A 13,713-nucleotide genomic window follows, 5' to 3' on the forward strand; every position below is an offset into this window, starting at 1 on the left:
TCGCCGTCGTGTCCACGTGTCTTGCGTTGATGGTGGGAGCCCTCTCGGCGGCTCCTGCCGGAGCGGTACCGCGCACCGTCGACCTGCAGGCGCACCGGGGAGGGCTGGGCCTGCAGACGGAGTCGACGCTGGAGGGTTTCAGTGCGGCGATGCGGCTGGGGGTGACCACACTGGAGCTGGACACGCAGGTGACGAAGGACCGGAAGGTCGTGATCACGCACGACCGGAAGGTGGACTCGAAGAAGTGCGCGGATACCAAGCCGGTCGTGCCGGGTGACCCGCAGTTCCCGTACGTCGGCAGGTACGTGCGCGACCTGACCTACGCGCAGATCCGCACCATGAACTGCGGGTACGAGAAGGTCAACGCCACGCAGAAGGTGGTCGAGGGCGCGCGGATGCCGGAGCTGCACGAGCTCTTCGAGCTCGTCCGCGCGCGACGCTCGCCCGTGCGGATGAACATCGAGACCAAGGTGGAGGCGGGGGCACCGTCGGAGACGGCGCCGCGCGGGGAGTTCGTGCGGGCGGTGGCGGGGGAGATCACGCGGTCCGGGCTCGCCCGGCAGGTGACGATCCAGAGTTTCGACTGGACGGCCCTGCGGGAGATCGGGCCGCTGCTCCCGGGCGTCGGGCTGATCGCGCTCACCAACGGCGAGCAGTTCCTGCAGACCGGGAAGCCCGGCGCGTCGCCGTGGCTCGGGCTCGACGTGGACTCCTTCGGCGGCGACTGGGTGCGGGCCGCGAAGGAGACGATCCCGGGCTCACCGCGATCTCACCGGTGCAGGGCGACCCGCAGGACGGCGGGATCGGCGATCCCGACTTCGTGCGGTTCGCGACGCCGGCGCTGATCGGGCGGGCGCATGCCCTGGGGCTCACGGTGATCCCGTGGACGGTGAACGATCCCACGACCATGCGGGCGCTGCTGAAAGACGGCGTCGACGGGCTGATCACCGACTACCCGGACCGCGCCCGAGCCGTGTTCCGGGAGCTGGGGATCGCGCTGCCCGCTCCGTCCTGAACGCGGCACGGGAAGGGCTTCACCGTCGCATTCATGTCGGCTATGGTCTTTCTTCATGAAGATGAAGATCGCGGGAATCGCCGCTCTGGTCTCGCTCGTTCCGCTCACGTCCGCGTGCGGACTGTTCGACACGAAGCTGGACTTCGACAAGCTGGAGTCGCAGATCAGCGACAAGCTGGACGCGGAGTACTCGAAGGCCGGTTACAAGGTCGATTCGGTCTCGTGCGACAAGTCGGAGTCCAAGCCGAAGCCCGGGGCCGTCTTCACCTGCGACGCGAAGGTCAAGGACGCGGTGGTCCCGGTGAAGGTCACCGTCCGCGACAAGGACATGAACGTCGACTTCATCACGACCGCGAAGCTCTACGACCTCGCCAAGTCGGGCACCCAGCTCGAGCCCGAGGTCTCGGCGAAGCTCAACGACAAGGTCACCGTCGACTGCGGCAACGGCCTCAAGGCCGTCGAGCCGGACAAGTCCTACACGTGCAAGGTGACCGACTCGTCCGGCGCCAAGGGCACTCTCACCTACAAGGTCGGCCCGATGGACGGCCAGGACAGCTGGGAGGTCAAGCCCGACTGACGCCGGACCGACGCCCGGCCGACGCGCGGCGCGTGCGGACTCAGTCCGCCATGCCGCGTTTGCTGAGCTCGGTGCGGTCGGCCCAGCCGACGATGTCGCCGCGGCTCAGGGCGACGGCCAGCAGGTCCGGGAAGGCGTCGGGGTGCAGGCGAAGGCGGGGATCCCCATGTCCGCCAACGCCGCCGCGATGTCGCGGTCGAACGAGGGCGCTCCCTCGTCTGACAGCGCGAGTAGCACGACCACCTGCACGCCGGCGGCCTGCAGCTGCGCGACGCGGGTCAGCATCTCCTCGCGGACGCCGCCCTCGTAGAGGTCGGAGATCAGCACGAAGATGCTGTCCTGCGGCCGGGTGATCAGTGTCTGGCAGTAGGCGATCGCCCGGTTGATGTCCGTGCCGCCGCCCAGCTGGGTGCCGAACAGCACGTCCACGGGATCGTCGAGTTGCTCGGTCAGGTCCACGACCTCGGTGTCGAACACCACGAGCGAGGTCCGCACGGACCGCATCGTCGCGAGCACGGCGCCGAACACGGCCGAGTACACCACGGACGCGGCCATCGACCCCGACTGGTCGATCGCCAGCACGATGTCCTTCGACACGCTCTGCGACCGCCGGCCGTAGCCCACGAGCCGCTCGGGCACGACGGTCCGCTGCTCCGGCAGGTAGTTCTTCAAGTTCGCGGCGATGGTCCGGTTCCAGTCCACGTCGCGCAGCCGGGGCCGGTGCGTGCGCGACGCCCGGTTCAGGGCGCCGGTGACGGTGGCCCGGGTCCGGTCGGCGATCCGGCGCTCCACCTCCTCGACCACCTTCCGCACGACCACCCGCGCCGTCGCCTTCGAGGTCTCGGGGATCGCGCGTCCCAGCGAGATGAGCGTCGTCACCAGCTCGATGTTCGGCTCCACGGCCTCCATCAGCTCGGGTTCGAGCAGCAGCTGGTGCAGGCCCAGCCGTTCCACCGCGTCGTGCTGCATCACCTGCACCACCGTCGAGGGGAAGTACTCGCGGATGTCGCCCAGCCACCGCACCACCGACGGCGCGGACGCGCCAGCCCGGCGCCGCGCCGCCCCGACCCCTCGTAGAGCGCGGCGAGGGCCTTGTCGATCTTCACGTCGGCGCCCGTCAACGGGGGCATCCCCTCAGCCGACTTGCCGAGCAGCAACCGCCACCGTCGGTCCCGTTCCGTCACGACGCCACCTCCCCGATACCGAGCAGCCGCGCGGCCGTCGCGACGGCGGGACCCGTGAGAGCCGGATCGAACGCGACCGAGACTTCGACCGGGCCGCCGGAGTCGATCCGGGTCACCCGATCGCCGATGTTGCGCCGCACCCCCGGATCGAACTCCGCGAACGTCCGACGCAGCAGCGGCAGCACGTCGATGAACTCCTGTTCGCCGAGCCCCACCAGCCACTCGTCGAGCACGCCGAGCACCGCTGGATCGTGCACGAGCACGATGCCGCTGCGACCCAGGAATCCCGTGATCCACGCCGCCTTCGCGTCGGCGCTCGCACCCGCCGACAGCGCGCGGTGCAGCCGCAGCGCGGCGTCGGCACCGTCGATCAGCCCCGCGTCCAACAGCAACCGGGTGGTGCGCCCCACGGGGAGCCGTGCACGTCCGGCCGGTCTGCGACTACTCGCAGCGCCTCGTACCAGCGGTCGCGGTCGTCGTCGGGCAGCAGCCCGACGGTGTCCTCCACGGCGTCCACCCGCCCGACCAGTTGGGACGCGGCCTCGTCGCCGAGCCCGGTGACCGCCGCGGGCAGGCCCACGCAGACGCGCACGAGCAGGCCGGACGCCACCCGGGCGAGCGCGGCCGTGTCGGTGCCGCGGGTGTCGCCGTAGCGCTGGGTGCGGCCGAGCGCGGGCAGTGCGGCCATGAGCGCGTCGACGTCGTGCGCGACCGCGGCCCGGTCCTCGATGGCGCGCAGCAGCACCGTCACCGCGTCGGGGAGATCCGCCACCAGCGCGACGTCGAGCGCGCCGGTGACCTCGGCGAGCGACGTCGACTCCTCGGCGATCGCCTCCAGCCGCCGGGTGGCCGCCGCGGGCACCGTGGTTCCCCACACCGACGCGACGACCACGTCCACCGACAGCTCCGGCCGCCACTGCACGGCCCAGCCCTCCTTGAACGTTCCCTTGCCGCTCGTCGCCGCGGGGTCGCCCCACTCGACCCCGAGCACGCGGAGCCGGTGCAGCAGCCGCGACTTCTCGACGTCGCCGGGCTTGCGCAGGTCCAGGACCACCTGCTTGACCGCGGCCGACGGCGAGAACCGCAGGGACCGCGCGGTCGCGTCGATATCGGCCTGCAGCGGCACCACCGGCAGGTGTTCGGGCACGGTGCCCAGCCGTTCGCCGACCACGGCCCGTCGGCGCACGAGCGCGGCCTGTTCGGCGGACCCGTCGCACAGCACGGCGAGCGTGGCCTCGTCGACCTCGGCGAGCCCGGCCAGCGGCCGGCGGCGCAGCGCCGCGAGGCCCTCCGCGAGCCGCGTGGCCTCGATGATGTGCGCCGACGAGACCGGCACATCCTCCGAACGCAACAGCTCCGCGACCGCGGTGAGCCAGCGCACCACCACCTCGCCCGGCTCGGTCGTGAACAGGTGGTGGTACCACCCCGGCGACGTGACGCCCGCACCGTAGCCGGACTCCGACGACAGCCGCGAGTACGTCCACGGCACCCACGCCGCACGGGATTTCACCTTCGCGGCGCCGGCGAGGAGCTTGTTGTCGGCGGCGGCGCTGGGCAGCTTGCCGGTGAGCGCCGGCACGTGCCAGGCGCCGCACACGACGACCACCGTCTCGACGCCGTCCCGCTTCATCGCGGCGCGCAGGCACTTGCGCATGTGCGCCTCGCGCCGCTCCTCGCGCGAGGGCGGGGCACCGTCGGCCGACGGTGCCGCTGTGACGGCCTCGCGCACGGCGCGCATCGCCTCGCCGAGCGAGTCGAAAACGTCGTGCTCGCCCCGGGATTCGATCACGTCGTCCCACCAGCGCTCGGGATCGTCGTAGCCGGCGGCCGCGGCGAGCGCCGCGATGGGGTCGGCCCGGGCGGGATCCTCCGGTCCGCGGTCCGACGGTGCCTCGTCCTCGCGCGCGAGCGTCTGGGCCACGGGCAGGTCGATGAACTCGGCCGGGACGTCGTGCTCGACGGCCCAGCGCGCGGCCTGCCACTCGGGGGAGAACACCCCGAACGGCCAGAACGCGGACGTCGACGGGTCGTTCGCGGCGTAGCCCAGCAGCGCGACGGGCGGCTGCAGGTCGGGCTCGGCGACGTGCGCGAGCAGCTCGGTCGCGTCGGCGGGACCCTCGATGAGCACGACCTGCGGGCGCAGCCGCTCCAGCTCCGCCACCACCGCGCGGGCCGAACCCGGCCCGTGGTGCCGGATCCCGAGCACGTGGACAGCGGTCACCGTCGGTCCTAACCGGCGTCGCGGGCGGCGCGGTAGAAGTCCTGCCAGCCCGGTCGCTCCCGCACCACCGACTCCAGGTACTCGGTCCAGGCGACGCCGTCGGACACCGGATCCTTGACCACCGCGCCCCGGATCGACGCCGCGACGTCGCGGGCTCGCAGCGTCCCGTCGCCGAAGTGCGCCGCCATCGCCGTGCCGTGGGTGAGCACCGAGATCGCCTCCGCGGTCGAGAGGGTGCCGCTGGGCTGCTTGACCTTGGTGCGGCCGTCCTCGGTGACCCCGGAGCGGAGCTCGCGGAACACCGTGACCACGCGGCGGATCTCCTCCGCCGCGGCGGGGAGCTCCGGCAGTTCCAGCGCCCGGCCCAGGGAGGCGACGCGGTCGGAGACGATGCGCACCTCGTCGTCGGCGGTCGCGGGTAGCGGCAGCACCACGGTGTTGAAGCGGCGGCGCAGCGCCGAGGAGAGTTCGTTGACGCCGCGGTCCCGGTCGTTGGCCGTGGCGATCAGGGTGAACCCCTTGGCCGCCTGCACCTCGACACCCAGTTCCGGCACGGGCAGCGTCTTCTCCGACAGGACGGTGATGAGCGCGTCCTGCACGTCGGACGGGATGCGCGTGAGTTCCTCGAGCCGCGCCACGCGGCCTCGGCCATCGCCGTCATGATCGGCGAGGGCACCAGCGCCTCCCGGCTCGGCCCCTCGGCGATGAGGCGCGCGTAGTTCCAGCCGTAGCGGATGGCCTCTTCCGGCGTGCCGGCCGTGCCCTGCACCAGCAGCGTCGAATCGCCGCTGATCGCGGCGGCCAGGTGCTCGGACACCCAGGTCTTCGCGGTGCCCGGCACGCCCAGCAGGAGCAGCGCCCGGTCGGTGGCCAGCGTCGCCACGGCCACCTCCATCAGCCGGCGCGGGCCGATGTACTTGGGCGCGACGACCGTGCCGTCGGCGAGCGTCGTGCCGCAGAGGTAGTCGACGACCGCGGCGGGGGAGAGCCGCCAGCGGGTGGGCCGGCTGCCGCGGTCCTGCTCTGCGAGCGCGGCGAGCTCGGCGGCGTACACCTGCTCGGCGTGCGGGCGCAGCAGGTCGGTGGTCTCGGTCGGGTTTCGGGTCACTGGGGCAGCTCCTCTGCGATGGCGGTGCGGAGACGAAGGATCTCGGTGAGCGGGGCGAAGTACTGGGCGCGCGGGCCGGGGCTCTGGGCCATGAGCACCCCGACGCGGTGCGGCCACGGCGACCGCCGGCCGACCGGCAGGTTCCTCGCGGCCGCGTCGATCAGCGCGGTGTCGCCCGCCGGGAGGGGATGCCAGTCGTCGGACCTGAGCATCGTGGAGAACGCGCGGATCACGTTCTCGGACAACGCGTCGCTCCACGGCCCCGGGACCAGCGCGAGGTCGGCCGGTTCGCCGCTGCGGGCCAGCGCGGCGGCCCAGCGGGGCTCCCGCTCGCGGGCGGCGCGGACGCGCCACCCGGTCCGGAACTCGGTGCCGAACTCGCCGGACGCCCCGACGAGGCGCTCGGGCGGCGCGTCGAGGATCTCCTCCCAGGCGGCCAGCGGCAGGGCTGCGGACAGCTGTTCCACCCAGTACGCGGAGGGCGAGATCCTGCGGCGGCGGCCAGGCGACGCCGTCGCGCAGCGCCGCGGCATCCGGCTCGCCCAGGGGCGCGATGTCGAGCTTGTCGCCGAGCAGGGCGCGGCGCCTGCGCACCAGGGCGGCGGCGCGGGCCCGCATCCGGCCCTCGTACGCCGTCCCGACGGTGCCGCGCAGCGCGTGCACCGCGGCCGCGCGGACCGTCGCCGTGCGGTCGTCGAGACCGCGCTCGCACAGCGCCTCGGCGGCGCCGCCCGCGGGGAACGCACCGAGGTCCTGCAGGGCGGTTGCGCGGTCCGCCGCGCGGAGCGCGTCCCAGTCGGCCTGCGCGGGAACGGGGCCGGCGGCACCGTCGGGGCCGGTGAGGCGCGCGCCGATGCCGGGCGCGACCCCGGCCAGCCACGCGCCGCGCGGCCCGGTGAGCGCGGCGACGGCCGGGCCGGCCTCGGGGTGGGCGACCGTGTGGCGCAGCAGGGGCGGGATGAGCCGGACGGGGCGCGCAGCCCCGCCGCCGCCACCGGATGCAGGCACCAGCGGTCCGCGTGCGGATACGGCAGCGCCGCGAGCACGACCCCGGCGAGGTACGGCGACATCAGGGGACGCGCATCGTCATCGGCGCACGGCACCGGCTCGAGCCCTGCCACGGGCGTCGGCCCCGAGACGTTCGCCGCGACGGCCGTGAGCGCCGCGACGTGGAGCACGCGCTCGGCGGGAGGGGTTCCGGGAGAAAGGCTCTCGAGGTACTCGATGAGCACGGGATCCGCCCCGCCGGAGGGGACCGGCCGGGTGGCCGTCCCGAGCAGCGCCGCGGAGACGATCCGCGGCCAGAGCGGCGACGGTTCGGTCACAGCGCGATCACCTCCCCGCCGGCGATCACCGAGAGCGGTTCCAGCGCGTCGGCGCCCATCAGCCCCGCGACGGTGACCTCGGCGCCGCCGGATGCCGCGAGGAGGAGCCACCACGCGTCGTCGCTCAGGCGCACGGGCACGGCCGCGCCGTCGGCGTCGACGAGGTGCGGGGTCGGCGCCTGCGCCGGCCGGCCGGTCACGAGGACGGGGTGGTGGACGTGCCAGGGGTCGATCGCGCAGCGCGCGGCCCGGTCGGCCCGCGCGGCCGCGCAGCCCGACGGTGCCGGTGCCCCGGCCGGGTCCGTCGGGGTCAGATCGCCGGTCGGGAGCGCGCGGCGACCGTCGGGGTAGAAGGCGAGGGCTCCGCGGACCGTCGCGCCCACCGGCGGCCGCATCGGCAGCGGCGGGCCGCCCGGGGCCTTGAAGTCGAAGATGGCGGCCCACCGCGTGGAGGCGGCGCCGCGGAGCCAGGTGGTGCGCGTGGTGATCCGGTCCTCCTCGGACTCGGTGCTGCCCAGCACGGTCCAGTCGTCCGCCTGCGTGGGCCCGGCCAGGACGTCGGCGGTGGCCGTCGGGTAGCCGACGTGCCTGCGCACCGCGGCCGCGACCGGGGCGTCGAGCGCGTCCATGCGATCGTGCGCGCGGGCCAGCAGCCAGAGCAGGCCGAGCTCACGGACGAGGCGTTCGGGCCACCCGGCGCCGATCACCGCGGCGGGGAGCGCACGGACCCGGCCCGCGAGGCCCGGGGCCTTCGCGTCGATGAGCCGCCGGGCCAGGGGATCCACGCGCTCGTAGGCCGCGGCATCGATACCGGCGAGCCCGGCGTGGATCTGGTCGGTGAGCCACAGGGTCAACTCCGCGACGCCCCGGCGACCGCGTCCGTGCGCTGCGCCGCGGTGCGGGCGGCACGTTCCGGGTCGCGGGGCTGTTCCGTCCGCTGCGCGGAGCGATCCGCGCGCTGCACGCGGGCGGCGAGCCACTCGGCCGCGAAGTCGGCGGGCGCGTCCGCGTCGGGGACCCCACCGTCGGCCCAGAGGAGCAGCAGGCCGAGGGCGTGCTTGCACGGGAACTTGCGGGACGGGCAGGAGCACTTGTACGCGGGGCCGGCCAGTTCGACGATCGTCTGATACGGCCGCGACCCGCTGCCCTGGCAGGCGCCCCAGATCGCGAGGTCGGTCGCGCCACTGTTCGACCAGGGCGCCGGCACCGAGTTTCGTGCCGGCCTTGGCCGAGGCGGCGTCCGGCGCGAGCCCGAGCACCTGCTCCCGCGTCCACCGTCCGACCCCCACGGATCCACTAAAGCACATCATCGGTGAACCTGGCGGAACGCCCGGAAGTTGCAGTCACGTGTGCAACACAGGAATCAGTGGTGTAGTTTTCCATCGATAGACTCATTTGTCACGGAGGGCAACATGCGTGTCTCTGGTTTCTTTCGTTCCGTCGTTTCGCTCACGGCGGCCGTCGCCGTCGCGACGACCCTCGCCGTCGGCACCGCGGGAGCGGCACCGTCGACCTCGTCCCTGACGAACGAGGCGTTCGAGCGCCAGGCGGCGGGTGACACCGCGGGCGCGCAGGCGGCGATCAACCAGATGCCGATCGACCAGGCTCAGAAGGTGGTCGCTCTGATGACGAACGTGAACAAGGCGCTGACCTTCCCGCTGACCGATCAGGTGCCGGGTGGCGTGGCCGCGGGCACCGCGATCGTGATCCTGGGCTTCGGGCTCGAGAACAACGGGGCGATGCGGCCGATTCTCGTGGAGCGGCTGACGAAGGGCCTCGCGGTGGCCCAGGCCTACCCGGCGTTCCCGATCGTCGTGACGGGCGGCGCACCCAAGGCGGGCAAGACCGAGGCCGCCGCGATGAAGGAGTGGCTGCTCGCCCAGGGCGTTTCCGGTACGCGGATCTACACCGAGGAGAAGGCCGGATCCACGCAGGGCAACGCCATCAACACGGCGGAGCTCATGCGGCAGAACGGATTCACGAACGGTGCCGTGCTGGTGACGTCGGCGGATCACACGCGCCGCTCCGTCGCCGACTTCCTGGTCGCGGGCGTGACGCTGCAGGCCGTGGTGGCCTCCGACGCGAAGATCCAGTCCGCCCCGATGTCGGCGTCCGGGGTCGCGGGTGTCTACCGCGATGCCCGCGGCGTGGCGAAGCTGTAGCAGTTGTCGGCCTCGCTGCGCGCGGCGACGGATGCGGGTGCGTCCGTGGTGGTCCCGGTCGCCTCGGTGGGTGAAACGGGCCGGTTCGCGTTCCTGATCGACCCGGTGGGCGCCGCGATCGGGATCTGGGAGCCGGGATCGCACCCCGGATTCGTCGAGCGGGGCGCGCCCGGCACGCCGTACTGGTTCGACTGCATGAGCCGCAGTTACGACGCGTCCTGCGCGTTCTACCGCGGCGTCTTCGGGTGGACGCTCGAGGAGATCGGCAGCGGCGGCAAGGAGGGCTCATTCGGTCCGGACCGGTACAGCCAGGTGCTCGTCGGCTCCGATGCGGAACGCGACGGCGTGGCCGGGATCATGGACGCGGCACCGCTGTTCGCCTCCGGCGTGTTCGGCGACGGTACGCCGTCGTTCTGGCAGGTGTACATCACGGTCGAGGACACCGGCGCCGCGGCGCGGCGGATCGTCGAGGCCGGCGGGGAGATCCTCCGGCCCGCTGAGAAGACCCCGTGGGGGACCCTCGGCTCGGCGCAGGACCCCGGCGGCGCGGTCTTCCTCTACGCGACCCCGCCCGCGGGGATGTAGGCGCTTCAGTCCGGTCGGCGGACGCTCGCCTCGACGAGATCGAGGACGGCCTCCATGCCCGCGGTCGAGCGGCCGGACGCGAGGTGGGTGACGAGCCCGTCGAGGACGAGGTCGAGGTAGCTGAGGATCACGTCCGTCGGCAGGTCCTCGCGCAGCCGGCCGCGCTGCTTCTGCCGCTCCAGTCGGCGCAGCGTGGCGTCGGTGAGCTCGGCGCTGCGCTCGGTCCATTCGCCGCGGAAATCGGCGTCGTTCTTCAAGCGCCGGGCGATCTCCAGCCGGGTGCCCAACCAGTCGAACCGCTCCGGATGGCTGAGCATGTCGCGCATGACCTGGACGAGCCCCTCCTCGGCCGCGATGTCGGCCATCCGCTCCGCGTCCTCGCGGGCCAGGGCGAGGAACAGCGCGTCCTTGTCGCGGAAGTGGTGGAAGATCGCACCCCGCGACAGGCCGGTCGAGGCTTCCAGGCGGCGCACGGTGGCACCGTCGTAGCCGTATTCGGCGAAACAGGTCCGCGCACCGTCGAGGATCTGGCGGCGGCGGGCGGCGAGATGGTCGTCGCTGACCTTGGGCAAGGTCTTCTCCTGATCTACGGGGGACTGAATCGGTGTCCACCTGCGCGAACGGCGGGCCCGGCCCGAGGGGCCGGACCCGCCGTCACGAGTGCTCGAGGAACTGGATCAGTTGTTGATCATGTTCCGCAGCACGTACTGCAGGATGCCGCCGTTGCGGTAGTAGTCCGCCTCGCCGGGGGTGTCGATCCGGACCACGGCGTCGAACTCGATCTTCTCGCCGGCCTTGTCGCCCTCGGTCTTGGTGGCGGTCACGTGGACCGTCTTCGGCGTGACGCCCTCGTTGAGCTTCTCGATGCCCTCGATGTCCACGATCTCCGTGCCGTCGAGGCCGAGGCTCTTGGCCGACTCGCCCTCCGGGAACTGCAGCGGGACGACGCCCATGCCGATCAGGTTCGAGCGGTGGATGCGCTCGAACGACTCGGTGACGACGGCCTTGACGCCCAGCAGCACGGTGCCCTTCGCGGCCCAGTCGCGCGACGAGCCGGAGCCGTACTCCTTGCCGCCGAAGACGACCAGCGGGGTGCCCGCCTTCTTGTAGTTCTCGCAGGCGTCGTAGATGAACGACTGCGGGCCGCCCTCCTGGGTGAAGTCGCGGGTGTAGCCGCCCTGGGTGCCCTCGAGCCCGATGGTGTCGAGCACGCGGTTCTGCAGGCGGATGTTCGCGAACGTGCCGCGGATCATCACCTCGTGGTTACCGCGTCGCGAACCCAGCGAGTTGTAGTCCTTGCGGGCCACGCCGTGGGAGTCGAGGTACTGCGCCGCAGGGTGCCGGGCTTGATCGGGCCGGCGGGGCTGATGTGGTCGGTGGTGACCGAATCGCCCAGCAGCGCCATGACGCGGGCGCCCTTGATGTCGCTGACCGGCGAGGGCTCGAGCTCCATGCCGTCGAAGTACGGAGCCTTGCGGACGTAGGTGGAGTTCTCGTCCCAGGTGAAGGTCTCGCCCTCGGGGGTGGAGAGGTTCTGCCAGTTCTCGTCGCCCTTGAACACGTCGGCGTAGGACTTGCGGAACATGTCCTGGTTGATCGCGTTCTTGATGGTGTCGTCGATCTCCTGCGCCGACGGCCAGATGTCCTTGAGGAAGACGTCGTTGCCGTCCTTGTCCTCGCCCAGCGCGTCCGTCTCGAAGTCGAAGTCCATCGTGCCCGCGAGCGCGTACGCGATGACCAGCGGCGGCGAGGCCAGGTAGTTCATCTTGACGTCGGGGGAGATGCGGCCCTCGAAGTTGCGGTTGCCCGAGAGGACGGCCGTGACGGTGAGGTCCTCCTCGTTGACCGCCTTCGAGATCGGGTCCTCGAGGGGACCGGTGTTACCGATGCAGGTGGTGCAGCCGTAACCGCCCAGGTAGAAGCCGAGCTTCTCGAGGTAGGGCCACAGCCCGGCCTTCTCGTAGTAGTCGGTGACGACCTGCGAGCCCGGCGCCATGTTGGTCTTGACCCACGGCTTGCTGGCGAGGCCCTTCTCGACGGCGTTGCGCGCCAGCAGGCCCGCGCCGATCATGACCGACGGGTTCGACGTGTTGGTGCACGACGTGATGCCCGCGACCGCGACCGCGCCGTGGTCGAGCACGAAGGTGCCGCGCTCGCCGGTGACGGTGACCGGCTTGCTGGGACGGCCCTCGGCGCCGTTCGCTGCGGACTCGACGCGCACGGCACCGTCGTCCGCGAACGACAGGGCGGCGGGGTCGGACGCGGGGAACGACTCCTCGACCGCCTCGTCGAGCTGGGTGTGCTCGGCGGGGTGCTGCTCCTCCACGTAGTTGTGGATGTCCTTGCGGAATGCGACCTTCGACTCCGAGAGCAGGATGCGGTCCTGCGGGCGCTTCGGGCCGGCGATCGACGGGACGACGGTGCCGAGGTCCAACTCCAGGTATTCCGAGTAGGCGGGCTCGTGCGCCGGATCGTGCCACATGCCCTGCTCCTTGGCGTAGGCCTCGACGAGCGCGAGCTGCTCGTCGGTACGGCCGGTGAGGCGCAGGTAGTTGATGGTCTCCTCGTCGATCGGGAAGATCGCGCAGGTCGAGCCGAACTCGGGGCTCATGTTGCCCAGGGTGGCGCGGTTCGCCAGCGGCACCTCGGCGACGCCCTTGCCGTAGAACTCGACGAACTTGCCGACGACGCCGTGCTGACGCAGCATGTCGGTCACGGTGAGCACCACGTCGGTCGCGGTCACGCCCGGCTTGATCTCGCCGGTGAGCTTGAAACCGACGACGCGCGGGATGAGCATGGAGACGGGCTGACCCAGCATGGCCGCCTCGGCCTCGATGCCGCCGACGCCCCAGCCCAGGACGCCCAGGCCGTTCTCCATCGTGGTGTGCGAGTCGGTACCGACGCAGGTGTCCGGGTAGGCCTGGCCGTCGCGGACCATGACGACGCGGGCGAGGTACTCGATGTTCACCTGGTGGACGATGCCGGTGCCCGGGGGGACGACCTTGAAGTCGTCGAACGCGCCCGGCCCCAGCGCAGGAACTGGTAGCGCTCACCGTTGCGCTGGTACTCGAGGTCGACGTTGCGGGTGAACGCGTCGGCCGTGCCGAAGACGTCGAGGATCACCGAGTGGTCGATCACCATCTCGGCGGGGGAGAGCGGGTTGACCTTGTTCGGATCGCCGCCCAGCGCAGTGACGGCCTCGCGCATGGTGGCGAGGTCGACGACGCAGGGCACGCCCGTGAAGTCCTGCATGATCACACGCGCCGGAGTGAACTGGATCTCGACGCTCGGCTGTGCCGAGGGTCCCAGTTCGCCAGGGCGTTGATGTGATCGGTTGTGATGTTCGCGCCGTCCTCGGTCCGCAGCAGGTTCTCCGCGAGGACCTTCAAGGCGTAGGGCAACTTCTCGGTGCCGGGCACGGCGCTGAGGCGGAAGATCTCGTACGACTGATCGCCCACCTCGAGCGTGCCGCGCGACGAGAAGGAATCGATGCTCTTGCTCACGTCAGCTCCACTCAACGTTTGTGGTGTGCACCG

General features: G+C 71.9%; 8 protein-coding genes and 5 pseudogenes. 5 read left to right on the plus strand and 8 right to left on the minus strand.

The window, feature by feature from the left end:
* The first annotated feature begins 8 nt into the window (after window positions 1-8).
* Genes MTP03_RS10820 through MTP03_RS10825 form a run of 3 tightly spaced genes read left to right on the plus strand, consistent with a single transcriptional unit; the run spans window position 9 to window position 1,592 of the window.
* Window positions 9-845, plus strand: coding sequence for a glycerophosphodiester phosphodiesterase family protein (locus MTP03_RS10820; RefSeq protein ID WP_371820942.1), 837 nt, complete (start codon window positions 9-11; stop codon window positions 843-845).
* A complete protein-coding gene (locus MTP03_RS23630; RefSeq protein WP_371820943.1) occupies window positions 821-1,015 on the plus strand; it encodes a glycerophosphodiester phosphodiesterase in 195 nt (64 codons plus the stop codon). The genes MTP03_RS10820 and MTP03_RS23630 overlap by 25 nt, the downstream gene beginning before the upstream one ends.
* A gap of 55 nt (window positions 1,016-1,070) precedes the next feature.
* The gene (locus tag MTP03_RS10825; protein ID WP_248491904.1) at window positions 1,071-1,592 is read left to right on the plus strand and encodes a DUF4333 domain-containing protein; all 522 of its coding nucleotides are present in this window, start codon (window positions 1,071-1,073) and stop codon (window positions 1,590-1,592) included.
* A 40-nt stretch (window positions 1,593-1,632) separates the two neighbouring features.
* Here the strand turns inward: MTP03_RS10825 and MTP03_RS10830 are convergent.
* From MTP03_RS10830 to MTP03_RS10855, 6 genes and pseudogenes are all read right to left on the minus strand, one after another.
* A pseudogene (locus MTP03_RS10830) lies at window positions 1,633-2,776 on the minus strand (VWA domain-containing protein).
* Window positions 2,773-4,997: pseudogene (locus MTP03_RS10835) on the minus strand (DUF5682 family protein). The pseudogenes MTP03_RS10830 and MTP03_RS10835 overlap by 4 nt, the downstream one beginning before the upstream one ends.
* Before the next feature lie 8 nt (window positions 4,998-5,005).
* Window positions 5,006-6,105: pseudogene (locus MTP03_RS10840) on the minus strand (AAA family ATPase).
* 546 nt (window positions 6,106-6,651) lie between these two features.
* A pseudogene (locus tag MTP03_RS23635) lies at window positions 6,652-7,113 on the minus strand (DUF5691 domain-containing protein); the annotation flags it as partial.
* A gap of 313 nt (window positions 7,114-7,426) precedes the next feature.
* Window positions 7,427-8,284: a hypothetical protein gene (locus MTP03_RS10850; RefSeq protein ID WP_248491906.1), complete on the minus strand. Its 858-nt coding sequence runs from the start codon at window positions 8,282-8,284 to the stop codon at window positions 7,427-7,429.
* Entirely contained in the window at window positions 8,281-8,637 is a 357-nt protein-coding gene (locus tag MTP03_RS10855) for an SWIM zinc finger family protein (protein ID WP_248491907.1), read from the minus strand. The genes MTP03_RS10850 and MTP03_RS10855 overlap by 4 nt, the downstream gene beginning before the upstream one ends.
* A 205-nt stretch (window positions 8,638-8,842) precedes the next feature.
* Between MTP03_RS10855 and MTP03_RS10860 the strand changes: the two genes are divergently transcribed.
* Complete coding sequence (locus MTP03_RS10860) at window positions 8,843-9,592, plus strand: YdcF family protein (protein ID WP_248491908.1); 750 nt, start codon at window positions 8,843-8,845, stop codon at window positions 9,590-9,592.
* 3 nt (window positions 9,593-9,595) lie between these two features.
* A complete protein-coding gene (locus tag MTP03_RS10865) occupies window positions 9,596-10,177 on the plus strand; it encodes a VOC family protein (protein ID WP_248491909.1) in 582 nt (193 codons plus the stop codon).
* 5 nt (window positions 10,178-10,182) lie between these two features.
* Here the strand turns inward: MTP03_RS10865 and MTP03_RS10870 are convergent, their stop codons facing one another.
* A complete protein-coding gene (locus MTP03_RS10870) occupies window positions 10,183-10,749 on the minus strand; it encodes a TetR/AcrR family transcriptional regulator (RefSeq protein WP_248491910.1) in 567 nt (188 codons plus the stop codon).
* Between the two features lie 105 nt (window positions 10,750-10,854).
* A pseudogene (acnA, locus tag MTP03_RS10875) lies at window positions 10,855-13,680 on the minus strand (aconitate hydratase AcnA).
* Window positions 13,681-13,713 lie beyond the last annotated feature (33 nt).

This window comes from Tsukamurella sp. PLM1 (genome assembly GCF_023168325.1).
Taxonomy (GTDB): domain Bacteria; phylum Actinomycetota; class Actinomycetes; order Mycobacteriales; family Mycobacteriaceae; genus Tsukamurella.

What these genes read in the sequence shown, in the direction of transcription:
- MTP03_RS10825 (WP_248491904.1), top strand. Translation starts at nt 1,071, where the DNA reads ATGAAGATGAAGATCGCGGGAATCGCCGCTCTGGTCTCGCTCGTTCCG.
- MTP03_RS10860 (WP_248491908.1), top strand. Translation starts at nt 8,843, where the DNA reads ATGCGTGTCTCTGGTTTCTTTCGTTCCGTCGTTTCGCTCACGGCGGCC.